The sequence below is a fragment of the Variovorax sp. J2P1-31 genome (assembly GCF_030317215.1).
In the GTDB taxonomy this organism is placed as follows: domain Bacteria; phylum Pseudomonadota; class Gammaproteobacteria; order Burkholderiales; family Burkholderiaceae_C; genus Variovorax.
This window is the reverse complement of record NZ_JASZYA010000001.1, coordinates 2,282,929-2,308,706: the sequence shown is the minus strand read 5'-3', so window position 1 is coordinate 2,308,706 and position 25,778 is coordinate 2,282,929. Positions and strand designations below refer to the sequence as shown.

General features: G+C 68.4%; 21 protein-coding genes. 17 read left to right on the top strand and 4 right to left on the bottom strand.

The annotated features are described in order from the left end of the window. The 7 genes from nuoL (at position 1) to bamA (ending at position 8,884) form a co-directional block, all read left to right on the top strand. Complete coding sequence (gene nuoL / locus QTI20_RS10705; RefSeq protein WP_286547987.1) at positions 1-2,031, top strand: NADH-quinone oxidoreductase subunit L; 2,031 nt, start codon at positions 1-3, stop codon at positions 2,029-2,031. 25 nt (positions 2,032-2,056) lie between these two features. Continuing rightward, a complete protein-coding gene (locus QTI20_RS10700) occupies positions 2,057-3,532 on the top strand; it encodes an NADH-quinone oxidoreductase subunit M (protein ID WP_286547988.1) in 1,476 nt (491 codons plus the stop codon). 24 nt (positions 3,533-3,556) lie between these two features. Further along, positions 3,557-5,044, top strand: a complete 1,488-nt coding sequence (nuoN, locus tag QTI20_RS10695; RefSeq protein ID WP_286547989.1) for an NADH-quinone oxidoreductase subunit NuoN — start codon at positions 3,557-3,559, stop codon at positions 5,042-5,044. Positions 5,045-5,050: 6 nt separating this feature from the next. Beyond that, positions 5,051-5,359, top strand: a complete 309-nt coding sequence (locus QTI20_RS10690; RefSeq protein ID WP_286547990.1) for a DUF2818 family protein — start codon at positions 5,051-5,053, stop codon at positions 5,357-5,359. Positions 5,360-5,362: 3 nt separating this feature from the next. Then, positions 5,363-5,941 (top strand): NUDIX domain-containing protein, encoded by a 579-nt coding sequence (locus tag QTI20_RS10685; RefSeq protein WP_286547991.1) that lies wholly within the window; start codon positions 5,363-5,365, stop codon positions 5,939-5,941. Between the two features lie 22 nt (positions 5,942-5,963). Beyond that, positions 5,964-6,401: a DUF1178 family protein gene (locus QTI20_RS10680; protein WP_286547992.1), complete on the top strand. Its 438-nt coding sequence runs from the start codon at positions 5,964-5,966 to the stop codon at positions 6,399-6,401. A 74-nt stretch (positions 6,402-6,475) separates the two neighbouring features. Further along, a complete protein-coding gene (gene bamA / locus QTI20_RS10675; protein ID WP_286547994.1) occupies positions 6,476-8,884 on the top strand; it encodes an outer membrane protein assembly factor BamA in 2,409 nt (802 codons plus the stop codon). 111 nt (positions 8,885-8,995) lie between these two features. Here bamA and QTI20_RS10670 read toward each other — a convergent pair whose 3' ends face one another. From QTI20_RS10670 to QTI20_RS10655, 4 genes are all read right to left on the bottom strand, one after another. Next, positions 8,996-10,024: a hypothetical protein gene (locus QTI20_RS10670; protein WP_286547996.1), complete on the bottom strand. Its 1,029-nt coding sequence runs from the start codon at positions 10,022-10,024 to the stop codon at positions 8,996-8,998. A 126-nt stretch (positions 10,025-10,150) separates the two neighbouring features. Then, positions 10,151-10,831, bottom strand: a complete 681-nt coding sequence (locus QTI20_RS10665; protein ID WP_286547997.1) for a response regulator — start codon at positions 10,829-10,831, stop codon at positions 10,151-10,153. Continuing rightward, positions 10,828-12,360, bottom strand: a complete 1,533-nt coding sequence (locus QTI20_RS10660; protein ID WP_286550937.1) for an ATP-binding protein — start codon at positions 12,358-12,360, stop codon at positions 10,828-10,830. Before QTI20_RS10660 ends, QTI20_RS10665 begins: the two co-directional genes overlap by 4 nt. A 350-nt stretch (positions 12,361-12,710) precedes the next feature. After that, entirely contained in the window at positions 12,711-14,552 is a 1,842-nt protein-coding gene (locus QTI20_RS10655) for an ABC transporter transmembrane domain-containing protein (RefSeq protein ID WP_286547999.1), read from the bottom strand. 78 nt (positions 14,553-14,630) lie between these two features. Between QTI20_RS10655 and QTI20_RS10650 the strand changes: the two genes are divergently transcribed. From QTI20_RS10650 to QTI20_RS10605, 10 genes are all read left to right on the top strand, one after another. Next, positions 14,631-15,158, top strand: coding sequence for a MarR family winged helix-turn-helix transcriptional regulator (locus tag QTI20_RS10650; RefSeq protein ID WP_259652059.1), 528 nt, complete (start codon positions 14,631-14,633; stop codon positions 15,156-15,158). After that, a complete protein-coding gene (locus QTI20_RS10645; protein ID WP_286548002.1) occupies positions 15,155-16,636 on the top strand; it encodes an efflux transporter outer membrane subunit in 1,482 nt (493 codons plus the stop codon). Before QTI20_RS10650 ends, QTI20_RS10645 begins: the two co-directional genes overlap by 4 nt. A 65-nt stretch (positions 16,637-16,701) precedes the next feature. Continuing rightward, positions 16,702-18,063 carry an HlyD family secretion protein gene (locus tag QTI20_RS10640; protein ID WP_286548003.1) on the top strand — a complete coding sequence of 454 codons (1,362 nt, stop codon included), beginning with the start codon at positions 16,702-16,704 and terminating at the stop codon, positions 18,061-18,063. Between the two features lie 20 nt (positions 18,064-18,083). After that, positions 18,084-19,652, top strand: a complete 1,569-nt coding sequence (locus QTI20_RS10635; protein ID WP_286548004.1) for a DHA2 family efflux MFS transporter permease subunit — start codon at positions 18,084-18,086, stop codon at positions 19,650-19,652. Between the two features lie 184 nt (positions 19,653-19,836). Continuing rightward, on the top strand, positions 19,837-20,607 hold the full coding sequence (locus tag QTI20_RS10630) for an ABC transporter ATP-binding protein (RefSeq protein ID WP_286548005.1): 771 nt from the start codon (positions 19,837-19,839) through the stop codon (positions 20,605-20,607). A gap of 1 nt (position 20,608) precedes the next feature. After that, positions 20,609-21,316, top strand: coding sequence for an ABC transporter ATP-binding protein (locus QTI20_RS10625; RefSeq protein WP_286548006.1), 708 nt, complete (start codon positions 20,609-20,611; stop codon positions 21,314-21,316). A gap of 55 nt (positions 21,317-21,371) precedes the next feature. After that, complete coding sequence (locus QTI20_RS10620) at positions 21,372-22,568, top strand: ABC transporter substrate-binding protein (RefSeq protein WP_286548008.1); 1,197 nt, start codon at positions 21,372-21,374, stop codon at positions 22,566-22,568. Between the two features lie 63 nt (positions 22,569-22,631). Continuing rightward, a complete protein-coding gene (locus QTI20_RS10615; protein WP_286548009.1) occupies positions 22,632-23,828 on the top strand; it encodes an ABC transporter substrate-binding protein in 1,197 nt (398 codons plus the stop codon). A 42-nt stretch (positions 23,829-23,870) separates the two neighbouring features. After that, positions 23,871-24,746 (top strand): branched-chain amino acid ABC transporter permease, encoded by an 876-nt coding sequence (locus QTI20_RS10610; RefSeq protein ID WP_183026562.1) that lies wholly within the window; start codon positions 23,871-23,873, stop codon positions 24,744-24,746. A 9-nt stretch (positions 24,747-24,755) separates the two neighbouring features. Then, positions 24,756-25,736, top strand: a complete 981-nt coding sequence (locus tag QTI20_RS10605) for a branched-chain amino acid ABC transporter permease (RefSeq protein WP_286548012.1) — start codon at positions 24,756-24,758, stop codon at positions 25,734-25,736. The last annotated feature ends 42 nt before the right edge of the window (positions 25,737-25,778 follow it).

The window sequence follows — 25,778 nt, the reverse complement described above, 5'->3', positions numbered from 1 at the left end:
ATGAGCGCAACCCTCTCCGCATCCACATTGCTGGCCGTTCCGATGGCGCCGCTGGTCGGCGCCGTGCTGGCGGGCCTGTTCGGCACGAAATTCGGTGGCAACCACATCGGCCGCAAGATCACCCACTCGCTGACCATCCTCGGCGTGCTGGTGGCCTTCATCATTTCCGCGATGACGCTCAAGAGCGTGGTCGTCGACGGCGCACGCTTCAACGCCACGCTGTACGAATGGATGGTCGTCGGCGGCCTGAAGATGGAAGTCGGCTTCCTGGTCGACGGCCTGACCGCCATGATGATGTGCGTCGTGACCTTCGTGTCGCTGATGGTGCACATCTACACCATCGGCTACATGGAAGAAGACGAAGGCTACAACCGCTTCTTCTCGTACATCTCGCTGTTCACCTTCTCCATGCTGATGCTCGTGATGAGCAACAACATGCTGCAGCTGTTCTTCGGCTGGGAAGCCGTGGGCCTGGTGTCGTACCTGCTGATCGGCTTCTGGTACAACAAGCCGACCGCGATCTTCGCCAACATGAAGGCCTTCCTGGTCAACCGCGTGGGCGACTTCGGCTTCATCCTGGGCATCGGCCTGATCGCGGCCTATGCCAACACGCTGAACTACGGCGAGGCCTTCGCCAAGGCCGACGAACTCGCCAAGCTGAGCTTCCCGGGCACCGAGTGGATGCTCGTGACCGTGATCTGCATCTGCCTGTTCATCGGTGCGATGGGCAAGAGCGCGCAGTTCCCGCTGCACGTCTGGCTGCCGGACTCGATGGAAGGCCCGACCCCCATCTCCGCGCTGATCCACGCCGCGACCATGGTCACGGCCGGCATCTTCATGGTGGCGCGCATGTCGCCGCTGTTCGAGCTGAGCGACACGGCCCTGAGCTTCATCCTCGTGATCGGCTCGATCACCGCGCTGTTCATGGGCTTCCTGGGCATCATCCAGAACGACATCAAGCGCGTGGTCGCTTACTCGACGCTCTCGCAGCTGGGCTACATGACGGTCGCGCTGGGCGCCTCGGCCTACTCGGTGGCGGTGTTCCACCTGATGACCCACGCCTTCTTCAAGGCGCTGCTGTTCCTCGGCGCGGGCTCGGTGATCATCGGCATGCACCACAACCAGGACATCCGCTGGATGGGCGGCGTGCGCAAGTACATGCCCATCACCTGGATCACCTCGCTGCTGGGCTCGCTGGCGCTGATCGGCACGCCGCTGTTCTCGGGCTTCTACTCGAAGGACAGCATCATCGAGGCCGTGCACGAAAGCCACCTGTGGGGCGCCGGCTTTGCGAACTTCGCCGTGCTGGCGGGTGTGTTCGTGACCGCCTTCTACTCGTTCCGCATGTACTTCCTGGTCTTCCACGGCAAGGAACGCTACGACCAGAACCCGGACGCGCACCACGACGACCACCACGGCCACGACGACCATGGCCACGGCCATGACACCAAGCCGCACGAGTCGCCCTGGGTGGTCTGGCTGCCGCTGGTGCTGCTGGCGATCCCCTCGGTGGTGATCGGCTACTTCACGATCCAGCCGATGCTCTACGGCGACTTCTTCAAGGACGCGATCTTCTTCAATCTCGACAAGCACCATGCGATGCGCGAGATGGCCGAAGCCTTCCACGGCCCCTGGGCGATGGCGGTGCACGGCCTGACGACGATGCCTTTCTGGCTGGCGCTGGCGGGCGTGGTGCTCTCCTACTACATGTACATGGTCAATCCGGCGCTGCCGGCCGCGATCAAGCGCGCCTTCGGCCCGGTCTACCGCCTGCTGGAAAACAAGTACTACCTCGACTGGATCAACGAGAACATCGTGGCGCGCGGCGCCCGGGCCCTCGGCACCGCCTTCTGGAAGGGCGGCGACCAGGCCGTCATCGACGGCGCGATCGTCAACGGGTCCTGGAAAGCCATCGGCCGCCTGTCGGGCGTGGTGCGCTGGTTCCAGTCCGGCTACATCTATCACTACGCGTTCGCCATGCTGCTGGGCATCTTCGTGCTCATGACGTACTTCGTATGGTTCAACAAGTAAGCGCTCTCGCTGGAGAAAAAGAAAAATGGGTTTGTTGAGCCTTGCCATCTGGGTGCCGATCGCGTTCGGCGTCCTGCTGTTGGCCTTCGGTCGGGACGATCGCGCGAACCTCGTGCGTTGGACCGCTTTGATCGGTGCCCTCGTGAGCTTCGCGGTCACGGTGCCGCTCTACACGCGCTTCGAACTCGGCACCGCGTCCATGCAGTTCGTCGAGAAGTTCAGCTGGATCCAGCGCTTCAACGTCAACTACCACCTCGGGGTCGACGGCCTGTCGCTCTGGATGGTGCTGCTGACCTCCTTCATCACGGTGATCGTGGTGATCTCGGCCTGGCAGGTGATCACCGAGCGCGTGAACCAGTACATGGGCGCCTTCCTGATCCTCTCGGGTTTCATGATCGGCGTGTTCGCCGCGCTCGACGGCATCCTGTTCTACGTGTTCTTCGAAGCCACGCTGATCCCGATGTACCTGATCATCGGCATCTGGGGCGGCCCGAACAAGATCTACGCGGCCTTCAAGTTCTTCCTGTACACGCTGCTCGGCTCGCTCCTGATGCTGGTCGCGCTGATCTACCTGTACAACAAGTCGGGCGGCAGCTTCGACATCCTGAGCTGGCATCGGCTGCCGCTGGCGGGTGGGGCGCAGAGCTTCCTGTTCTTCGCCTTCTTCGCCGCCTTCGCGGTGAAGGTGCCGATGTGGCCGGTCCACACCTGGCTGCCCGACGTGCACGTCGAGGCGCCCACCGGCGGCTCGGCCGTGCTGGCCGCGATCATGCTGAAGCTGGGCGCCTACGGCTTCCTGCGCTTCTCGATGCCCATCGCGCCCGACGCCTCGCGTGAATGGGCCTGGCTGATGATCGCGCTGTCGCTGATCGCCGTGATCTACGTCGGCCTGGTGGCGCTGGTGCAGCGCGACATGAAGAAGCTGGTGGCCTATTCGTCGGTCGCCCACATGGGCTTCGTGACCCTGGGCTTCTTCATCTTCAACGACCTCGGCGTCTCGGGCGGCATCGTCCAGATGGTTGCGCACGGCTTCGTGTCGGCCGCGATGTTCCTGGGCATCGGCGTGCTCTACGACCGCGTGCATTCGCGTGAGATCGCCGCCTACGGCGGCGTGGTCAACACCATGCCCAAGTTCGCCGCCTTCGCGCTGCTGTTCGCCATGGCCAACTGCGGCCTGCCGGGCACCGCCGGTTTCGTGGGCGAGTGGATGGTGATCCTGGGTGCCGTCAAGGCCAACTTCTGGATCGGCCTCGGTGCCGCCACCGCGCTGATCTTCGGCGCCGCCTACACCCTGTGGATGTACAAGCGCGTCTACCTCGGCCCGGTCGGCAACGACCACGTCAAGGAGCTCAAGGACCTCAACGCCCGTGAGTTCCTGATGATGTCGCTGCTGGCGATCGCCGTGCTGTGGATGGGCCTCTATCCCAAGCCTTTCACCGACGTGATGGACGCCTCCGTGGGCAACCTGCTGCAGCACGTCGCCAAGTCGAAGCTGCCCTGAGTCCACGCTGAACAAGAGAACGAGATGATTGACAAACTCAGCTGGATGGCGATTTACCCCGAAGTGGTGCTGCTGGTCATGGCCTGCATCATTGCGCTGGTGGATCTGTCGACCACCGGCGCCCGCCGCACCCGTACCTACATCCTCACGCTGCTGACGCTGGCCGTGGTGGCCTTCCTCACCGGCATGGCCGCCGTCCATGGCCAGACTGTCTACGGCTTCGGCGGCATGGTGGTCAGCGACCCGATGGGCAACTGGCTCAAGTGCTTCGCCAGCCTCGCGCTGATGGTGACCCTGGTCTATGGCCGTCCCTATGCGGCCGACCGCGGCATGCTGCGCGGCGGCGAGATGTTCACCCTGAGCATGTTCTCGCTGCTGGGCATGTTCGTGATGATCTCGGGCAGCAACTTCCTGCTGATCTACCTGGGCCTGGAACTGCTCACGCTGTCGAGCTACGCGCTGGTCGCGCTGCGGCGCGAGAACGCGGTCGCGAGCGAAGCGGCCATGAAGTACTTCGTGCTCGGCGCGATGGCCAGCGGCTTCCTGCTCTACGGCATGTCGATGATGTACGGCGCCACCGGTTCGCTGGACATCAACGAGGTGTTCAAGGCCGTCGCGAGCCGCAAGGTGGACCACCAGGTGCTGGTGTTCGGCCTGGTGTTCATCGTGGCCGGCCTGGCGTTCAAGGTCGGCGCCGCGCCCTTCCACATGTGGGTGCCCGACGTCTACCAGGGCGCGCCGACCGCGATCACACTGGTGATCGGCGCCGCGCCCGAGCTGGCCGCCTTCGCGATCATCATCCGCATGCTGGTCGAAGGCCTGCTGCCGCTGGCGATCGACTGGCAGCAGATGCTGGCGGTGCTGGCCGTCGCCTCGCTGGTGGTGGGCAACCTGGCCGCCATCGCGCAGACCAACCTCAAGCGCATGCTGGCCTATTCGACCATCGCGCAGATGGGCTTCATGCTGCTGGGCCTGGTGGCGGGCGTGGTCAACGGCAACACCTACAACGCCCAGTTCGCCTACAGCGCCTCGATGTTCTACGTCATCACCTACGTGCTGACCACGCTGGCGAGCTTCGGCATCATCCTGCTGCTGGCGCGCGAAGGCTTCGAGAGCGAAGAGATCACCGACCTGGCCGGCCTCAACCAGCGCAGCCCGCTGTATGCCGGCGTGATGGCGGTGGCGATGTTCTCGCTGGCCGGCCTGCCGCCGCTGGTGGGCTTCTACGCCAAGCTGGCCGTGCTGCAGGCGCTGATCGCCTCGGGCCAGGCCATCTACATCGGGCTGGCGGTGTTCGCGGTGATCATGTCGCTGATCGGCGCCTTCTACTACCTGCGCATCGTCAAGGTCATGTACTTCGACGCGCCGGTGACGGCCACCACCGTGTCGGCACCGCGCGACGTGCGCTTCGTGCTCACGCTCAATGGCGCGCTGATCCTGATCCTGGGCATCGTGCCCGGCGGCCTGATGACGCTGTGCGCGCAGGCCATCGTGGCCACGCTGGCCAACTGACCCGGCGTGTCGCAAAGCGCCTCGGTCTGGCTGGTGCTGCTGCTCGCGCTGGCGGCGGCCAACCTGCCTTTCGTCAACGAGCGGCTGCTGGCACTGGTGCCGGTGGGCGCGGCCGGCAGGAAGTCGCTGGCGGTGCGCCTGGCCGAGCTGGTGCTGCTCTACTTCATCGTGGGCGGCATCGGCCTCCTGTTCGAGCGCCGCGTGGGGCAGATCGCCCCGCAAGGCTGGGAGTTCTATGCGGTGACGGCCTCGCTGTTCATCGTGCTGGCGTTTCCGGGCTTCACCTGGCGCTACCTTCTCAAGCACAGGAACTGAGCCATGGATGAATCGCACCTGAAGGAAGAGGGCATCGCCAGCGAGTCGCTGTTCGAGGGCAACTTCCTGCACGCCAAGCGCGACACCGTGCGCCTGCCCGACGGCCACACCGCCACGCGCGAGTACGTGATCCATCCCGGCGCGGTGGTGGTGGTGCCGCTGCTCGACGACGGCCGCATCGTGCTGGAGCGCCAGTACCGCTACCCGGTGCGCCAGGTCCTGACCGAATTCCCGGCCGGCAAGCTCGATGCCGGCGAGGACCCTCTGGTCTGCGGCCAGCGCGAGCTGCTCGAGGAAACCGGCTACACCGCCCGTGAATGGGCCCGGGCCGGCCTGATGCACCTGGCGGTCGGCTATTCGACCGAGATCATCCACATCTACTTCGCGCGTGGCCTGGTGCTGGGCGAGCGCCAGCTCGACCATGGCGAGTTCGTCGACGTCTTCACAGCCACGCCGCAGGAACTGTTCGACGGCTGCCGCGACGGCAGCGTGACCGATGCCAAGACGCTGACCTGCGCGATCTGGCTGCAGAACGTCCTGTCCGGCGCATGGACGCTCGACTGGTCCGCAGCGGCGGGTTGAGACCCCGGCCGATAATGCGCGCATGAAGGTTCTAGACCTGCAATGCGCACATGGCCACGGCTTCGAAGGATGGTTCGCGTCCAGCGAAGCCTTCGAGTCGCAGCTCGCGGCCGGTCTGGTCGCGTGCCCGATCTGCGCCGACACCGCGATCACCAAGCTGCTGTCGGCGCCGCGCCTGAACCTGAGCGGCGCGACCGCGCCCGCACCGGTCGCCCCCCAGACCCCCGCCGTCGATTCCCCCGAGGCGCGCTGGATGCGTGCCGTGCGCGAGGTCATGGCCAAGACCGAGGACGTCGGCGAACGCTTCGCCGACGAGGCCCGCAAGATGCACTACGGCGAAACCGAGGAGCGCGGCATCCGCGGCCAGGCCTCGCCCGAGCAGGCCGAGGCGCTGCGGGAGGAGGGCGTGCCCTTCGTCTCGCTGGTGCTGCCGGCGGCGCTCAAGGAAAGCTCGCACTGATCGTTTGAGGCGCGGGCCGCCGCGGCCGGCGTCTTCTCCCAGATTTCTCCGCAGTCGCTCCCGATCATGCGGGCATGTGCCTTCTCCATCCGCGCCTGACGCGCACCGTCGCCGTCATGGCCTGCACCTGGGCCTCCTTTGCCGCCCAGGCCGTCGAACCTTTTGCGGTGCGCGACATCCGCATCGAAGGCCTGCAACGCGTCGAGCCCGGCACGGTGTTCGCCACCATGCCGCTGCATGTGGGCGACACCTACAGCGATGAACGCGGCTCGGCCACGATCCGCGCGCTGTTCGAGCTGGGCCTGTTCAAGGACGTGCGGCTCGACGTCAGCGGCAACGTGCTGGTGGTGATCGTGGAGGAGCGCCCGACCGTGGCCGACGTCGACTTCGTCGGCACCAAGGAATTCGACAAGGCGGCGCTGCAGAAGGCGCTGCGCGAAGTGGGCCTGGCCGACGGCCGCCCCTACGACAAGGCCCTGACCGACCGCGCCGAGCAGGAGCTCAAGCGCCAGTACGTGAGCCGCAGCCTCTACAACGCCGAGGTCGTGACCACCGTCACGCCCATCGAGCGCAACCGCGTGAACCTGACCTTCACGGTGACCGAAGGCGAGCCGGCGCGCATCCGCGAGGTGCGCGTGGTCGGCAACAAGGCCTTCAGCGAATCGACGCTGCTGAGCCTGTTCGACCAGGACAGCGGCGGCTACCTGAGCTGGTACACCAAGTCCAACCAGTACTCGCGCGCCAAGCTCAACGCCGACCTCGAGACCTTGCGCTCCTACTACCTCACGCGCGGCTACCTCGAGTTCCGCATCGATTCGACGCAGGTCGCGATCTCGCCCGATCGCTCGGACCTGACCGTGACGGTGAACATCACCGAAGGCGATAAGTTCGTGGTGGCCGGCGTGAAGCTCGACGGCAACTACCTGGGCCGCGAAGAGGAGTTCAAGTCGCTGGTGACCATCAAGCCGGGCCAGCCCTACAACGGCGAGCAGCTGACGGACACGACCAAGGCCTTCACCGACTACTTCGGCACCTTCGGCTACGCCTTCGCGCGCGTCGAGGCGCAGCCCGAGATCGACCGCACCAACAACCGCGTGACGCTGACCTTGAAGGCCGAGCCGTCGCGACGCGTCTACGTGCGCCGCGTGAGCATCGGCGGCAACAACCGCACGCGCGACGAAGTGATCCGGCGCGAGTTCCGGCAGTACGAAGCGTCCTGGTACGACGGCGACAAGATCAAGCTGTCGCGCGACCGCGTCGACCGCCTGGGCTTCTTCACCGACGTGAACGTCGAGACGCAGGAAGTGCCCGGCTCGCCCGACCAGGTCGACCTGGCCGTGACGCTGGTCGAGAAGCCCACCGGCAGCCTGCAGCTGGGCGCGGGATTCTCCAGCAGCGAGAAGGTGTCGCTGACCTTCGGCATCACGCAGGAGAACGTGTTCGGCTCCGGCAACTACCTGGGCCTGCAGGTCAACACCAGCAAGTACAACCGCACGGTGTCGCTCACCGCCACCGACCCGTACTTCACGATGGATGGCATCTCGCGCACGCTCAACGTGTTCCAGACCTCGACGCGGCCTTATTACGAAGCCGACGGCAACTACAAGCTCGTGAGCGAGGGCGGCTCGGTCAAGTTCGGCGTGCCCTTCGGCGAGGTCGACACCGTCTTCTTCGGCATCGGCCTCGAGCGCTACCGCTTCACGCCCGGCACCAACGGCACCTACACGGTGGTCGACGGTGTGTCGGTCTACACCGCGACGCCGCAGGCCTACCTCGACTACTTCCAGTGCACGGGCACCGTGCCCAGCGTGAGCTGCGCCCGGGACAGCATCCTCGGCGTGCCGCTCACCGTCGGCTGGGCGCGCGACGACCGCGACAGCGCGCTGGTACCGACCCGCGGCCGGCTGCAGGGCGCGAACCTCGAACTGGGCGTGGGCTCGGACCTGCGCTACCTCAAGAGCACCTACCAGTACCAGCAGTACTTCCCGTTGAACAAGCAGTACACCTTCGCCATCAACGGGCAGCTGGGCTATGCGCGCGCGCTGGGCGGCACCGCGTTCCCGATCTTCAAGAACTTCTATGCGGGCGGCCTGGGCTCGATCCGCGGTTTCGAGCAGAACGCGCTGGGCCCGCTCGACAGCGTGACCCAGGGCGCGCTGGGCGGCACCAAGAAGGCGATCTTCAACGCGGAGCTGAGCTCGCCGTTCCCTGGCGCGGGCAACGACCGCACGCTGCGCCTCTATTCCTTCTTCGACGTCGGCAACGTGTTCGCCGACCGCGCGCCGGGCCTCACCGACGCGCAGTGGAAGGCCCAGCAGAGCCTGCGCGCGTCGGTGGGCCTGGGCATCAGCTGGATCTCGCCGCTGGGCCCCTTGCGCCTGGCCTATGCGGTGCCGATCCGCTACCAGCGGCTGGACGAGGCCAACGGCATCGTGGCCGACCGCACGCAGAAGATCCAGTTCCAGATCGGCACCGCGTTCTGAACGGGTGCCGCGGCGCTCAGGGCAGCAGGTCGAGCAGCCGGCCGATCAGGTGGGCCAGGGCCACCAGGGCCGCCCACAGCGCCGCGAGCGCGCGCAGGAAGTCCATGCGGCTCAGAGCAGCTTCGCGAGCGCGCTGCGCATCGGCGCCGGCGGCTGCACGTCGAGCGCGCCCTGCAGCTGGCAGAGCAGCGCGATCCAGCCGAGCGCGAGCGAGCCGCTGGCGCTGCTGAGCTGCTGCGAATACAGCAGGAACTGCTGGTAGCGCTCCAGCACCTCGAGTTCGGAGGCCCGGCCCTCGCGTTGCCGCGCCACCGTCTCGTCGAAGACCGTCCGCACCTCGGCGGCCCGGGTGTAGAGCGCGGCGGTGCTGGCGCGCTGCGCTTCCAGCGCCTCGATGGCGCCAGCGATCTCCTGCTGGGCGCGGGCGACGACCACCGAGAAGTTCGCCTCCGACGCCGGCCGTTGCGGGGGCGGGCTCACGTCGCGCAGCGCGCCGGCCAGCGCCACGTCCTGGCGCTGCAGCAGCCAGTCGTCGGCATCGCGCGGCGGCAGCGGCGCGCTGAACTGCGGCAGTCGGTGCTGCGCGAGAACGGGCGCGAGCAGCGCGGTGAGCGTGGCGGCCGGCATGCCGCACAGCGCCGACAGCAGGTCGAGCGCGGCATCGCGGCGCGCGCGGATCGTGGCGGCGGCACGGTCCGCGTCGACCAGTCGGACGCCGATCAGCGCACGGTCGGCATCGCCCGCGGGCCCGGCCTCGACCAGCGGCAGCTCGCGCCGCGCCGCGGCCGAGGCTTCGCCGATCAGGTCCAGTCCGATGCTGTCGGCCTGCAGGCTCACGTAGGCCGCGGCGACCTTCATCTCGGGCGGCAGCGCGGGCGCATCGCCGGTGAGCAGCAGGCGGCTGCCGGTCGTCGAGGCCGCCGCATGCCGGGCCGCGAGGATCAGCGTGCCCAGCGTGTCGTCCTGGAAGCCGCGCCACCAGCCGTCGCCGGCCAAGGGCGATGGCGCCGGCGCCGCGGCAGGGGCGTTGCGCACCATCGCGCCGGGTTCGCGCAGCGACGGCGCGCGGCTCAGGTTGGCCTGGGCACCGATGGCCATCGACAGGCCCATCAGCGCCGCGAAAGGCAGCGAGGTCTTCATGGCCGTGCGCGGCCGAGCGCCCGCATGCAATCCCCTGGGTTCATCACTTCGGCTCCGGTGTTGAGAAGCCTTCACTGTGGCCACCGAATTCGGAGGAATGTGGGAAGCTGCGCGCGGGCCCGGGCTTCAGCGCGCGGGCGCTTCGAGCGAGAAGCCGATGCCGTAGACCGAGCGGATCCAGTCGTGGTCCGGCGAGGCGGCGCCGAGCTTGCGGCGCAGGTTCTTGATGTGGCTGTCGATGGCGCGCTCGGTCACGTCGTCGACCAGCTCGTAGGCCAGCTCGAGCAGCTGGCCGCGCGAGAAGATCCGGCCCGGATGCCGCGCGAGCGCCTGCAGCAGCCGGAACTCGCGCCGCGTGAGCTGCAGCGGCAGGCCGTGCAGGCTCGCGTTCCACTCGGTCTCGTCGAGCACCAGCGGCCCCTGCGTGCTGGCGTGCGGCGCGTTCGCAGCGGTGCGGCGCAGCACCGCGCGCACGCGGGCCACCACCTCGCGCGGCGAGAAGGGCTTGCAGATGTAGTCGTCGGCGCCCAGCTCCAGGCCGATCAGCCGGTCGATCTCCTCGGTGCGCGCGGTCAGCATGATCACGGGCGCCTGCGTGCAGGTCCTTGCGCCGCGCAGCACGCCCAGGCCGTCGAGCCCGGGCAGCATCACGTCGAGCAGCGTGAGGTCGGGCGGATCGGCCCGGAGGCGTTCGAGCGCCTGCCGGCCGTCGGCCAGGTGCTCGGTGTCGTGGCCGTCGTGGCGCAGGTAGTCCTGCAGCACCGAGGCGATGTCTTGCTCGTCTTCGACGATGAGGATGCGGGTCATGGGTGGGTGCTCAGGGGCAGGGTGATGAGGATGCGCAGCCCGCCCAGGGGCGAGGGCGAGGCGTCGATGGCGCCGCCATGGGCCTCGACCAGGGTGCGGCAGATCGACAGACCCAGGCCCGAGCCGCCGGTCTCGCGGCTGCGCGAGGCCTCGCCGCGGAACAGGCGGTCGAACAGGCGCGGCAGCTCGCTCGCCAGCGGGCCTGGCGCGCTGTCGTCGAAGCGGATCTGCAGCCGGGCCGCGGCGCCGCTGCCCTCGATGGCCGCGCCCAGGCGCAGGCTGCCGCCGGGGTCGGTGTAGCCCAGGCTGTTCTCGAGCAGGTTCATGAAGACCTGGTGCAGCCGCGGCGCGTCGCCGTCGACCGCGGGCTGGACGCCGGGCGCGTCGAGCCCGCTGCTGTCGAGCGCGAGGCCGCGCTGCGCGAAGCGCCCGCGCATCATCTCGACGGCCTCGGCCAGCAGGGCCAGCGGGTAGATGGGCGCGAAGGCCGCGCCGGCGGCGCTCGATCCCGCCGACTCCGGCTCGTGCATGCTGCTGCGCAGGTCGTCCACCAGTTGCCCGAGCCGCATCACCTGGCGGTGCAGCCGCAGCGCGGTGCGGTCGTCGAAGCGGCGCACGCCGTCCTGCAGCGCCTCGATCTCCGCGCGCATGGCCGCGAGCGGGGTGCGCAGTTCGTGCGCCACATCGGCCAGCCAGCTGCGGCGCGAGGCCTCGACGGTGTCGAGCCGCTCGGCCATCGAGTTGAAGGTCTGGCCCAGCATGGCGAGCTCGTCGTTGCCGCGCACCGCCACGCGCGTGTGGAGCCGGCCGCGCGCGATGTCCTGCGCGCCCTGCGAGAGCGCGTCGATGGGCCGCAGCCAGCGGCGCGCGACGAACCACGACAGCGCGAGCGCCAAGGCCAGCCCGGCCAGGCCGGTGAGCGCGATGAAGCCGGCCTGGCGCGCGAGGAAGGCGCGGTCGGCCTGGCTTTCGAGCACCTGCATCGGCGCCAGCACCAGGTAGCCGACGGTGTGGCCCAGGTGTCGCAGCGGCAGCCGCGCGGCCGAGGCCGGGTCGACCGTGGCACCCGCGACGTGGGCGCCTGCGCGGTCGGTCACCCCCAGCCGCTGGTAGATCGCGTCGGGCCCGCCGCGCGGCCCCTCGTCGGGCGAGCGGCTGCGGAAGAACAGGGGTTCGAAGGGCGGCGGGCCATCGGCGGCGGCGCCCCCATCGGCCGGCAGCCGGCGGTCGTACCAGCGCGGCAGCCGGCGCTCGCTCGCGAAGGGGCCGGCCAGCGCATGCTCGCCCCATTGCAGCCGTATCCAGGCCGAGCGATCGGCATGCAGCGGCTCCCAGCTGCCGTCGCTCGCGTACTTCTTTTGCAGGGCCTCGGCCAGCCAGTCCATGCGCCGGACCTCGATCTCGGCCACGTAGGGCCCCAGGCCGCGCTGCAGGCCGACGATCGAGAAGGTAGTGAAGATCAGCAGCAGCAGGGCCAGCAGCGTCGCCATCGCCAGGAAGACCTTCTTCGACAGGGTCAGGCGTGGCAGGACGGAGGCAGGGCGCACGGCGGGTGGGGCGGAGGGGCTGGGGGCTGGTCGCGGCAGGAGCGTCCGAGCGGTGGGGGGCCGATCGATCATGCGTGCACATCTCGGAGGAATCTGGGAGAAGCGGGCGGTGGCGCCAGGCCATGCCGCGGCCCTGCGGCCGGGGCGCGCGAAGAGCGGGGATGGAGGGCGTTCCGGTGCACGGCGACTGCATTGGAATCGGCGCGTGCGCCCACGAGGTGTCCCGTGGGTAAAGAGAAGGTGAAGCCGGAAACAGCGCGCGCGCGTGAGGCACGCGGTGCGGCCAAGGTGGGCGCCCCGTGCGCTTTTCGAGCGCGGGGAGGCGCGGCGCGTCAGCCCAGGGCGGGCGTGGCGTCGGCCGCGGCGGTGGCCGGTGCGGGGGCGGCTTCGGGGCTGGTGAACTGCAGGGCCGCCAACCGCGCATAGACGCCGCCGCGCGCCACCAGCGCCGCGTGCGTGCCCTGTTCGACGATCGCGCCCTGGTCGAGCACGATGATCCGGTCGGCCTTCTGCACCGTGGCCAGCCGGTGCGCGATCACCAGCGTGGTCCGGCCGGTCATGGCCGACTCCAGCGCGGCCTGCACCATGCGTTCGCTCTCGGCGTCGAGCGCGCTGGTGGCCTCGTCGAGCAGCAGCAGCGGCGGGTTCTTGAGCATCGCGCGCGCGATCGCGATGCGCTGGCGCTGGCCGCCCGACAGGCGCACGCCGCGTTCGCCCAGGAAGGTGTCGTAGCCCTCGGGCAGGGCGCGCAGGAAATCGTCGGCGAAGGCCGCGCGCGCGGCCGCATGCACCTCGTCGGGCGTGGCCTCGGGCCGGCCGTAGCGGATGTTCTCGAAGGCGGTGGCCGAGAAGATCACCGCGTCCTGCGGCACCAGGCCGATGCGGTGGCGCAGGTCGTCCAGCGCCAGCGCATCCAGCGGCGCGCCGTCGAGCAGCAGGCTGCCGGACTGCGGGTCGTAGTAGCGCAGCAGCAGCTGGAACACCGTGCTCTTGCCGGCGCCGCTGGCGCCGACCAGCGCCACGGTCTCGCCCGGCGCCACCTGCAGGCTGAAGTCGCGCAGCGCGGGCGTGGCCGGCCGCGACGGGTAGTGGAAGCTCACGCCTTCGAGCGCGATCGTGCTGCCGCCCTGGGCCAGCGGCGCGGTCACCGGCCGGGCAGGGGAGGCGATGGCCGACTTGGCGTGCAGCAGCTCCATCAGGCGCTCGGTGGCGCCAGCCGCGCGCAGCAGGTCGCCGTAGACCTCGCCCAGCACCGCGGCGGCGCTGGCCAGGATGATCACGTAGACCACGGTCTCGCCCAGGTGGCCGGCGGTGATGGTGCCCTGCAGCACCGCCTGCGTGCCCTGGTAGAGGCCCCACAGCAGCGCGGCCGAGGTCGCGATGATGATGAAGGCCACCAGCACCGAACGCGCCTTGGCGCGCCGCACGGCGGTCAGGAAGGCGTTGTCGGTCGAGGTGTCGAAGCGGGCCGCTTCACGTGCTTCCGCGGTGTAGCTCTGCACCACGGGGATGGCGTTGAGCACCTCGGCCGCGATGGCGCTGGAATCGGCCACGCGGTCCTGGCTGGCGCGCGAGAGCTTGCGCACGCGGCGCCCGAACCACATGCTCGGCAGCACCACCAGCACCAGCACGCCCAGCACCTGGCCCATCACGTAGGGGTTGGTCCAGACCAGCATGCCCAGGGCGCCGATGCCCATCACCGCGTTGCGCAGCCCCATGCTGAGCGAGGAGCCGACCACCGTCTGCACCAGCGTCGTGTCGGCCGTCAGGCGCGACAGCACCTCGCCCGTCTGCGTGGTCTCGAAGAACACCGGGCTCTGGCGCAGCACATGGGCATAGACCGCGTTGCGCAGGTTGGCCGTGATGCGCTCGCCCAGCCAGCTCACCGTGTAGAAGCGCGCCGCCGAGAACAGGCCCAGCGCCACCGCCACGCCGAAGAGCGCGAAGAAATGGTCGCGCAGCGCCATGGTCTGGGCGCCCTTGTCGCTGCTCACCAGCCCGCCGTCGATCAGGCTGCGCAGGGCCAGCGGGAACACCAGCGTGGCCCCGGCCGCGGCCACCAGGAACACCCCCGCGAGGGCGATCTGCCAGCGGTAGGGACGCAGGAAAGGGAAGAGCCCGGAGAGGGATTTGGGGGAACCTTTTTCGGAGGTTCGGGAGACGGAAACAGCCATGGCGCGATTCTAGCGACCGGTTGCCCCTGCAAAGGCAGCCTTGACAGTAATTGCCTAAGCAACTAATATCCGGACCCGATGAACGACGACACCCAACGACCGACCGACCCGGAGCCGCCTCCGCCGGCCATCCCTGCCTTCTATTCGGCGGATCTGTACCGTCCGGAAGAGAGCGTGGGTTACATGATGCGGCGCATCATGACGGCCGTGAGCCAGGCCGTCGAAGGCCAGATGTCCGAGCCCGGCGGCCCGACCTATCCGCAGTGGATCCCCTTGCACAAGCTGCACATGGGCACCGCCACCACGGTGGCCGAACTGGCGCGCGAGTGCCTGCTCGACGCGGGCGCGATGACGCGCCTGCTCGACCGGCTCGAGACCAAGGGCCTGTGCCGGCGCGTGCGCTCGGTGGCCGACCGGCGGGTGGTGAACATCGAACTGACCGACGAAGGCCGGGCCGCCGCGCAGCAGGTGCCCGAGATCCTCTGCCGGGTCCAGAACCAGCATCTCGCGGGCTTCTCCGAAGCCGAGTGGGAGCAACTCAAGAGCTATCTGCGCCGCATCCTCGACAACGCACAGGTCCTGTCGACCCGTGGAGAAAAGAAATGAACCGCCTCGCTTTCCCATCCCCGGCCGGCCGCGCGCTGCCGGTCGCGGCCGCCGTGCTCGCACTGTTCCTCGCCGGCTGCGCCGACATGTCCGGCATCGGCTCGACCGCCAAGCTGCGCGATGCCGATTCGCTCGGCCTGCAGCGCGCCGTCGCGCAGCATGAAGGCACGCTGGCCGCCAACCCGGTCGACAGCCGCTGGTGGACCGGCTTCGGCAACCCGCAGCTGAACGCCCTCATCGACGAGGCCCTGGCCGGCAACCCCAACCTCGCGGTCGCCCAGGCGCGCCTCACGCGTGCCCGCGCCGCCATCGCCACCGCCGAGGCCGCCGACCGCCCGCAGGTCAACGGCGCCTTCGACGCCTCGCGCCAGCGCTTCAGCAACACCTACATCTATCCGCCGCCGCTGGGCGGCTCGATCCAGGAGACCGGCACGCTGCAGCTCAACGGCAGCTGGGAGCTGGACTTCTTCGGCAAGAACCGCGCGGCCCTCGACAGCGCGATGGGCACGGCCAACGCGGCCGCGGCCGAGGCCGATGCATCGCGCGTGCTGCTGGCCAGCAACGTGGCGCGCGGCTATGTGCAATGGGCCCGCCTCAACGAACAGCTGATCGTCGCGAAGCGCACGCTGGCGCAGCGTGAAGAGACGCTGAAGCTGGTGCGCGACCGCGTGTCGGCCGGCCTCGACACGCGGCTCGAGCTGCGCCAGAGCGAAGGCGGCCTGCCCGAGGCGCGCCAGCAGATCGAATCGCTCGACGAGCAGATCGCGCTGGCACAGCATGCACTCGACGCGCTGGTCGCGCGGCCCGGCGCCGCGCAGGCGCTCACGCCGCCCAGCCTGGCCTCGCTGCATGCGATCGCGCTGCAATCCGACCTGCCGGCCGACCTGCTGGGCCGCAGGGCCGACATCGCGGCCGCGCGCTGGCGCGTCGAAGCGGCCAGCGGCGACGTGGCCGGTGCCAAGACGCTCTTCTATCCCAACGTGAGCCTCACGGCCTTCGTGGGCACGCAGAGCCTGGGCCTGGACAACCTGCTCAAGAGCGACAGCCGCCAGTGGGGCTTCGGCCCCGCGATCCGGCTGCCGATCTTCGAGGGCGGCCGGCTGCGCGCCAACCTGCGCGGCAAGGCGGCCGACCTCGACGCCGCGATCGAGAGCTACAACGCGAGCGTGCTCGACGCGGTGCGCGACGCGGCCGACCAGGTCAGCAGCGCGCAGTCGGTGGGCCGCCAGCAGCTGCAGCAGCGCGATGCGCAGGCCGCGGCCGAAGGCGCCTACGAGATCGCGGTGCAGCGCTACCGCGCCGGCCTGGGCAACTACCTCAACGTGCTGACCGCCGAGACCGCGGTGCTGGCGCAGCGCCGCCTCGCGGTCGATCTCGCGGCCCGCGCGCTCGAAACGCAGGTCGGCCTGGCGCGCGCGCTGGGCGGCGGCTGGCAGCCCGGCGTGGCCGTGGCCGGTGCCGCTCCCACCCATCCCTGAACGATTTCCGCGCACGACGCACGCCGCGCGCACCTCACACATCCCGCATCGGAAGGACACTGAAAATGGACAACAACAATGCAGTCGCCGCCGCTCCCGCCCCGCAAGGTGTGGAGGCAGGCGCGCCCGCCGGCAACAGCAAGCGCCGGCGCGCACTCACCGCGCTGGCCGCGGTGGTGATCGTCGCCGGTGGCGGCTGGGGCCTCTACGAATGGCTGGTCGCCAGCCACTACGAGGACACCGACAACGCCTACGTGCAGGGCAACGTGATCCAGATCACGCCGCAGATCGCGGGCACCGTGATGTCGATCATGGCCGACGACACCGACTTCGTGAAGAGCGGCCAGCCGCTGGTGCAGCTCGATCCGGCCGATGCCCGGCTGGCCTTCGAGCAGTCCGAAGCGGCGCTGGGCCAGGCGGTGCGCCAGGTGCGCACGCTCTACGCCAACAACGGCTCGCTGGCCGCGCAGGTCACGCTGCGCCAGGCCGACATCGTCAAGGCGCAGAGCGACATCGCGCGCGCGCAGGACGACCTCACGCGCCGCCAGGCGCTGACCGGCAACGGCGCGGTGTCGAAGGAAGAGCTCAACCATTCCGAGACTGCGGTCGCCAACGCCAAGAGCGCGCTGGCCGCCGCCCAGGCCGGCGTGCTGGCCGCGCGCGAGCAGCTCAGCAGCAACCAGTCGCTGACCGAAGGCACCAGCGTCGAGCAGCATCCCAGCGTGCTGGCCGCCGCCTCGAAGGTGCGCGAGGCCTGGCTGGCCACGCAGCGCGTCGCGATGCCGGCGCCGGTCGACGGCTACGTCGCCAAGCGCACCGTGCAGCTGGGCCAGCGCGTGGCCGCGGGCACGCCGATGATGTCGATCGTGCCGCTCACGCAGCTGTGGGTCGATGCCAACTTCAAGGAAGTCCAGCTGCGCAACATCCGCATCGACCAGCCGGTCAAGCTCACCGCCGACCTCTACGGCAAGAAGGTCACCTACGACGGCAAGGTCGCGGGCCTGGGCATCGGCACCGGTGCGGCCTTCGCGCTGCTGCCGGCGCAGAACGCCACCGGCAACTGGATCAAGGTGGTGCAGCGGGTGCCGGTGCGCATCGCGCTCGACCCCGAACAGCTCAAGGCCAACCCGCTGCGCGTGGGCCTGTCGATGGTCGCCGAGATCGACGTGACGAAGAAGGACGGCAAGTCGCTGGCCGATGCGCCGCGCACCACCGCCTTCGCGCAGACGCAGGTCTATGCGAGCTCCGACCGCGGCGCCGATGCCGAGGTCGACCGCATCATCGCGGCCAACCTGGGCCGTCCGGTGCAGGCGCGCACTGAAGCGAAGAAGCCGGTGGCCGACGAGACCGACAAGGGCGCGCTGCATCCGGCCGCGCAGAGCGGTCGCGGCGCCACGCTGGCGATGCGCCAGGCCACGCACGGCTGAGCGCCACGGACACACGCGCAATGGCCACCGCTCCCGCCTCTGCCGCTCCCCTGGCCCATCCGCCGCTCGAGGGCTCGGCCCGCATCTGGGGCACGATCGCGCTCTCGGCCGCGACCTTCATGAACGTGCTCGACTCGTCGATCGCGAACGTGTCGCTGCCCGCCATTTCGGGCGACCTGGGCGTCAGTTCGACCCAGGGAACCTGGGTCATCACCAGCTTCGCGGTGGCCAACGCCATCGCGGTGCCGCTCACCGGCTGGCTCACCCAGCGCTTCGGCCAGGTGCGGCTGTTCATGGCCAGCATCATCCTGTTCGTGCTCAGCTCCTGGCTCTGCGGGCTGGCACCCAACATGACCACGCTGATCGCCTTCCGCGCGCTGCAGGGCTTCGTCGCCGGACCGATGATCCCGCTGTCGCAGACGCTGCTGCTCGCGAGCTATCCGCGCGCGCTGGCCGGGCTCGCGATGGCGATGTGGGCCATGACCACGCTGGTTGCGCCGGTGATGGGGCCGCTGCTGGGCGGCTGGATCACCGACAACATCTCCTGGCCCTGGATCTTCTACATCAACATCCCGGTCGGCATGGCCGCGGTGACCATCGCCTGGGCGATCTACCGCAAGCGCGACAGCCCCACCAAGAGCCTGCCGATCGACACCATCGGCCTGAGCCTGCTGATCCTCTGGGTCGGCGCGCTGCAGCTGATGCTCGACAAGGGCAAGGAACTCGACTGGTTCCACTCGGCCGAGGTCGTGACGATGGCCGTGGTGGCGGTGGTGGGCTTCGCCTTCTTCCTGGTGTGGGAGCTGACCGAGAAGCATCCGGTGGTCGACCTGTCGCTGTTCAAGCGCCGCAATTTCTGGTCGGGCGCGGTCGCGACCGCGGTGGCCTACGGCCTGTTCTTCGGCAACGTGGTGCTGCTGCCGCTGTGGCTGCAGCAGTACATGGGCTACACCGCCACCCAGGCCGGCATGGTGCTGGCGCCGGTGGGCGCATTGGCCATCGTGCTGTCGCCGGTGGTGGGCATGACGGTGGCCAAGGTCGATCCGCGGCGCTATGCGACCTTCTCCTTCCTGGTGTTCGCGCTGGTGCTGTGGATGCGTTCGAACTTCAACACGCAGGCCGACATCGGCACCATCATGATCCCCACGATCATCCAGGGCGTGGCGATGGCCTTCTTCTTCATCCCGCTGGTGACGCTGACCTTGTCCGGGCTCACGCCCGACCGGATCCCGGCGGCGTCGGGGCTGTCGAACTTCCTGCGCATCACCGCGGGCGCGATGGGCACCTCGATCGTGACCACGGTGTGGGACGACCGCGCGACCGTGCACCATGCGCAGCTCGCGGAGTCGATCAACCTGGGCAACCCGACCGCGACCGCCGCGATCGCGAACCTGGGCAACAGCGGCTTCAGCAGCGACCAGGTGCTGGGCCAGCTCAACCGCATGATCGACCAGCAGTCCTTCATGCTGGCCGCCAACGACGTGTTCTATGCCTCGGCGGTGCTGTTCATCTTCCTGATCCCGCTGATCTGGCTCGCGCGTCCGCAGATGGGCGGCGGTGCCGCCGACGCCGCGGCCGGCGCGCACTGAACATGAACTGACATGGCGCTGACAACCCGGGTGCCACAACGCATCCGGGTTGCAGTGCAGCATAGGCATTTGCCCCAGTAGGCAGGGGAAGAGGGTCCGCGAACAATTCGGTCGCGCTCACAGTGGGCGCACGGACCGATCGCATGACCGACTTTCAATGCCTCCCCCTGGACGCCCGCGCGAGATGAGCGACATCATTCTCGAGACGCGGCAGCTCACCAAGGAATTCAAGGGCTTCACAGCCGTCAGCCAGGTCGACCTGAAGGTCGTGCGTGGGTCGATCCACGCGCTGATCGGTCCCAATGGCGCGGGCAAGACCACCTGCTTCAACCTGCTCACGAAGTTCCTGGAGCCCACCTCGGGCACCATCCTCTTCAACGGCCAGGACATCACGCGTGAACGCCCCGCGCAGATCGCGCGGCGCGGCATCATCCGCTCGTTCCAGATCTCGGCCGTGTTCCCGCACCTCACGCTGCTGGAGAACGTGCGCCTGGGCCTTCAACGCGCCCTCGGCACCTCCTACCACTTCTGGAAGAGCGAGCAGTCGCTCAAGCCGCTCGATGCGCGCGCCCGCGCGCTGCTGGCCGAAGTGGGCCTCGAGGACCTGGCCGACGAGCAGACCGTGAACCTGCCCTATGGCCGCAAGCGCGCGCTCGAGATCGCGACCACGCTGGCGATGGAGCCCGAGCTGATGCTGCTGGACGAACCCACGCAGGGCATGGGCCACGAGGACGTGCACCGCGTGGCCGAACTGATCAAGCGCGTGTCGGCGGGCCGCACGATCCTGATGGTCGAGCACAACATGAGCGTGGTCTCGACCATCGCCGACACCATCACGGTGCTGCAGCGCGGCGCGGTGCTGGCCGAAGGGCCGTACGCCCAGGTCTCGAAGAACCCGCAGGTCATGGAGGCCTACATGGGCACGACGGACGGCCAACTGCAAGGGGCCCACTGACATGACGGCTGCGTTGGAAATCAAGGGACTTCAGGCCTGGTACGGCGAATCGCATGTGCTGCACGGCGTCGACATGGTGGTGCAGCCGGGCGAGGTCGTCACGCTGCTGGGCCGCAACGGCGCGGGCCGCACGACCACCATGCGCGCGGTGATGGGCCTGACGGGCGCGCGCAAGGGCAGCATCCAGGTCAATGGCGTCGAGACCATCGGCATGGCCACGCACCGCATCGCCCACCTGGGCATCGGCTATTGCCCCGAAGAACGCGGCATCTTCGCCAGCCTGTCGGCGGAGGAGAACCTGCTGCTGCCGCCCGCGCTCAAGGGCATGGGGCCGGGCATGTCGGTCGAGGAGATCTATGCGATGTTCCCCAACCTCGCGGAGCGCCGCCACAGCCAGGGCACGCGGCTGTCGGGCGGCGAGCAGCAGATGCTGGCGGTGGCGCGCATCCTGCGCACGGGCGCGCGGCTGCTGCTGCTCGACGAGATCTCCGAAGGGCTGGCGCCGGTGATCGTGCAGGCGCTGGCGCGCATGATCACCATGCTGCGTTCCAAGGGCTACACCATCGTGATGGTCGAGCAGAACTTCCGCTTCGCGGCGCCGCTGGCCGACCGCTTCTACGTGATGGAGCACGGCCGCATCGTCGAGACCTTCGGCGCCGCGCAGCTCGAGGCCAAGATGCCCGTGCTCAACGAATTGCTGGGCGTCTGAACCCGCCGCATCCTCCGATCCTTTCCCCAAAAATATTCCTCCAGGAGACAAGCGCATGAACAAGAAACTCGGCCTCATCGCCGCCGCCGTCGGCATCCTCGTCCTGGGCGCGAGCGCCGCGCAGGCCCAGGAAAAAGTGAAGATCGGTTTCGTCACCGACCTGTCCAGCCTCTACGCCGACCTCGAAGGCAAGGGCGGCGCCACCGCCATCCAGATGGCCATCGACGACTTCGGCGGCAAGGCCCTGGGCCAGCCCATCGAATTGCTGGTGGCCGACCACCAGAACAAGGCCGACATCGCCGCCTCCAAGGCGCGCGAATGGATCGACACCGCGGGTGTGACCATGGTCTTCGGCGGCACCAACTCGGGCGTGGCGCTGGCCACCGCCAAGGTGGCGGAAGAGAAGAAGCGCGTGTACTTCAACAACGGCGCGGGCAGCTCGGTGCTGACCAACGAGCAGTGCAGCCCCTACACCATCCACTACGCCTACGACACCGTGGCGCTGGCCAAGGGCACGGGCGCGGCGGTGGTCGACCGCGGCGGCAAGAGCTGGTTCTTCCTGACCGCCGACTACGCCTTCGGCCATGCGCTCGAGGCCGACACCACCAGGGTGGTGAAGGAGAAGGGCGGCACGGTGGTGGGCTCGGTGCGCCATCCGCTCAACGCCTCGGACTTCTCGTCCTTCCTGCTGCAGGCGCAGAACTCCAAGGCGCAGATCCTGGGCCTGGCCAACGCGGGCGGCGACACCGTCAACTCGATCAAGGCGGCCAAGGAGTTCGGCATCAACAAGACCATGAAGACCGCCGGCCTGCTGGTCTTCCTGAGCGACATCCACAGCCTGGGCCTGAAGAACACCGAAGGCCTGCTGCACACCACCAGCTGGTACTGGGACCTGAACGACGACACGCGCAAGTTCGCCAACCGCTTCTTCGAGAAGACCAAGCGCATGCCGACCGATGTGCAGGCCGCCGACTACTCGGCCACCATGAGCTACCTCAAGGCCGTGGCCGCCGCCAAGACCACCGACTCCGACAAGGTGATGGCGCAGCTCAAGAGCATGAAGATCGACGACTTCTACGGCAAGGGCCAGATCCGCGCCGACGGCAGCTTCATCCACGACATGTACCTGGTCGAGGTGAAGTCGCCGGCCGAATCGAAGAAGCCCTGGGACTACCTCAAGGTGCTCAAGACGCTGCCGGGCGACCAGGTCTTCACCACCAAGGCCGAGACCAAGTGCGCGCTCTGGAAATGAGCGGCCGGCCCTGCCTTCGACACCATCACCACCCCCACTGAAGCCCACGAGGAGAACCATCCCATGAAACGCACGCTCATCGCCTCTGCCTGCCTCGTCGCGACCTGCCTGACGGCCGTCGGCGCCGCCCAGGCCCAGGAGAAGGTCAAGATCGGCTTCATCACCGACATGTCCAGCCTCTATGCGGACGTGGAGGGCAAGAACGGCGCCCTCGCGATCCAGATGGCCATCGACGACTTCGGCGGCAAGGTCAACGGCATGCCCATCGAGCTGCTGCAGGCCGACCACCAGAACAAGGCCGACATCGCCGCCTCCAAGGCGCGCGAGTGGATCGACACGCAGGGCCTGACCATGCTGTTCGGCGGCACCAGCTCGGGCACCGGCCTGGCCATGGCCAAGGTGGCGCAGGAGAAGAAGCGCGTGTTCATCGTGAACGGCGCGGGCAGCTCGGCGCTCACCAACGAGCAGTGCAGCCCCTACACCGTGCACTACGCCTACGACACCGTGGCGCTGGCCAAGGGCACCGGCAGCGCGGTGATCGCGCGCGGCGACAAGAGCTGGTTCTTCCTCACGGCCGACTACGCCTTCGGCCAGGCGCTGGAGGCCGACGCCTCCAAGGTGGTGAAGGAGAAGGGCGGCACGGTGGTGGGCAGCGTCAAGCATCCGCTCAACACCTCCGATTTCTCTTCGTTCCTGCTGCAGGCCCAGAACTCCAAGGCTCAGGTGCTGGCGCTGGCCAATGCGGGCGGCGACACCATCAACGCCATCAAGGCGGCCAAGGAATTCGGCATCACCAAGAGCATGAAGATGGTCGGGCTGCTGGTCTTCGTGACCGACGTGCACAGCCTGGGCCTGAAGAACACCGAAGGCCTGCTGCTGACCACCAGCTGGGACTGGAACCTGGACGACAAGACGCGCGCCTTCGGCAAGAAGTTCTTCGAGAAGACCAAGCGCATGCCCACCGACATCCAGGCCGCCGACTACTCGGCCACCATGACCTACCTGAAGGCGGTGCAGGCGGCCAAGAGCACCGACGCCGACACGGTGATGGCGCAGATCAGGAAGACGCCGATCGACGACTTCTATGCCAAGGGCTATGTGCGCGAGGACGGCCGCTTCGTGCACGACATGTACCTGGTGCAGGTCAAGTCGCCGGCCGAATCCAAGCAGCCCTGGGACTACTACAAGGTGGTCCAGAAGCTCAAGGGCGAGGACGTGTTCACGACCAAGGCCGAGAGCAAGTGCGCGCTGTGGAAGTGATTTTCCGCGGGTGCTCCGGCGCCCGGGTTCGTTGAGATCTCTATGACCATCTCCCTTCCCGGCTTGTTGAGCCAGCTCCTCCTCGGGCTGGTCAACGGCTCTTTCTATGCCATCCTGAGCCTCGGGCTGGCGGTGATCTTCGGCCTGCTCAACGTCATCAACTTCGCGCACGGCGCGCTGTTCATGCTCGGCGCCGTCCTGACCTGGATGGCGATGGAGTACCTGGGCGTCAACTACTGGGTGATGCTGATCGCCGCACCCATCGTCGTCGGCGCCTTCGGCGTGCTGATCGAGCGCCTGCTGCTGCGCTGGATCTACAAGCTCGACCACCTCTACGGCCTCCTGCTCACGCTGGGCCTCACCTTGCTGATCGAAGGCGTGTTCCGCTCGGTCTATGGCGTCTCGGGCCTGCAGTACGACGCGCCCGAGGCCCTGTCGAGCGCCACCGACCTGGGCTTCATGGTGCTGCCCAACTACCGCGCCTGGGTGGTCGTGGCCTCGCTGGTCGTGTGCTTCGCCACCTGGTACGTGATCGAGAAGACCCGCCTGGGCGCCTACCTGCGCGCGGGCACCGAGAACCCGCGCCTGGTCGAAGCCTTCGGCGTCAACGTGCCGCTGATGATCACGCTGACCTACGCCTTCGGCGCCGGCCTGGCGGCCTTCGCCGGCGTGCTCGCCGCGCCCGTGATCCAGGTCTCGCCGCTGATGGGCCAGAACCTGATCATCGTGGTGTTCGCGGTGGTCGTGATCGGCGGCATGGGCTCGATCATGGGCGCGATCCTCACCGGGCTGGGCCTGGGCGTGATCGAGGGCTTCACCAAGGTCTTCTACCCCGAGGCTTCGTCCACCGTCGTGTTCGTGATCATGGTCATCGTGCTGCTCATCCGCCCCGCCGGCCTGTTCGGCAAAGAAAAATAAGAAGCGGCCATGAAGAAGCTCTCTCTTGCCATCTACCTGCTGCTGCTGGTCGCGCTGATCGCGGCACCGTTCTTCGGCGCCTACCCGGTGTTCGTGATGAAGCTCATGTGCTTCGCGCTGTTCGCCTCGGCCTTCAACCTGCTGCTGGGCTACACCGGCCTGCTGTCCTTCGGCCATGCGGCCTTCCTGGGCGGCTCGGCCTATGTGGCCGGCCATGCGATCAAGGTCTGGGGCCTGACGCCCGAGCTGGGCCTGCTCGCGGGCACGCTCAGCGGCGCCTTCCTGGGCTGGGTCTTCGGCATCCTGGCCATCCGGCGCCAGGGCATCTACTTCGCGATGATCACGCTGGCGCTCGCGCAGATGATGTTCTTCGTCGCGCTGCAGGCCAAGTTCACCGGCGGCGAGGACGGCCTGCAGGGCGTGCCGCGCGGCAAGCTCTTCGGCCTGATCGACCTCTCGAACGACCTGACCATGTACTACGTGGCGCTGGTGATCGTGGTGGCGGCCTTCCTGCTGATCGTGCGCACCATCCACTCGCCCTTCGGCCAGGTGCTGAAGGGCATCAAGGAGAACGAGCCGCGCGCGCTCTCGCTGGGCTACGACGTGAGCCGCTTCAAGCTGCTGGCCTTCGTGATCTCGGCCGCGCTCTCGGGCCTGGCGGGCTCGCTCAAGACCCTGGTGCTGGGCTTCGCCACCTTGTCGGACGTGCACTGGACCGCCTCGGGCCAGGTGATTTTGATGACGCTGGTGGGCGGGCTGGGCACGCTGTCGGGTCCGCTGGTGGGTTCGGCGGTGGTGGTGCTGCTGGAGAACAAGATCGGCGAGCTGGGCAACTTCCTCGCGCGCCTGACCACGGTCGACTGGTTCAACACGCTGGGCGAGTCGGTGACCATGGTCACGGGCCTGATCTTCGTGATCTGCGTGCTGGCCTTCCGCAAGGGGATCATGGGCGAGATCATCGCGTTCATCGAGCGGCGGCGGGCCCGGTAGGCGCGCCCGGGTCGGGAAAGCGGGAGCGGACCACCGGACGCA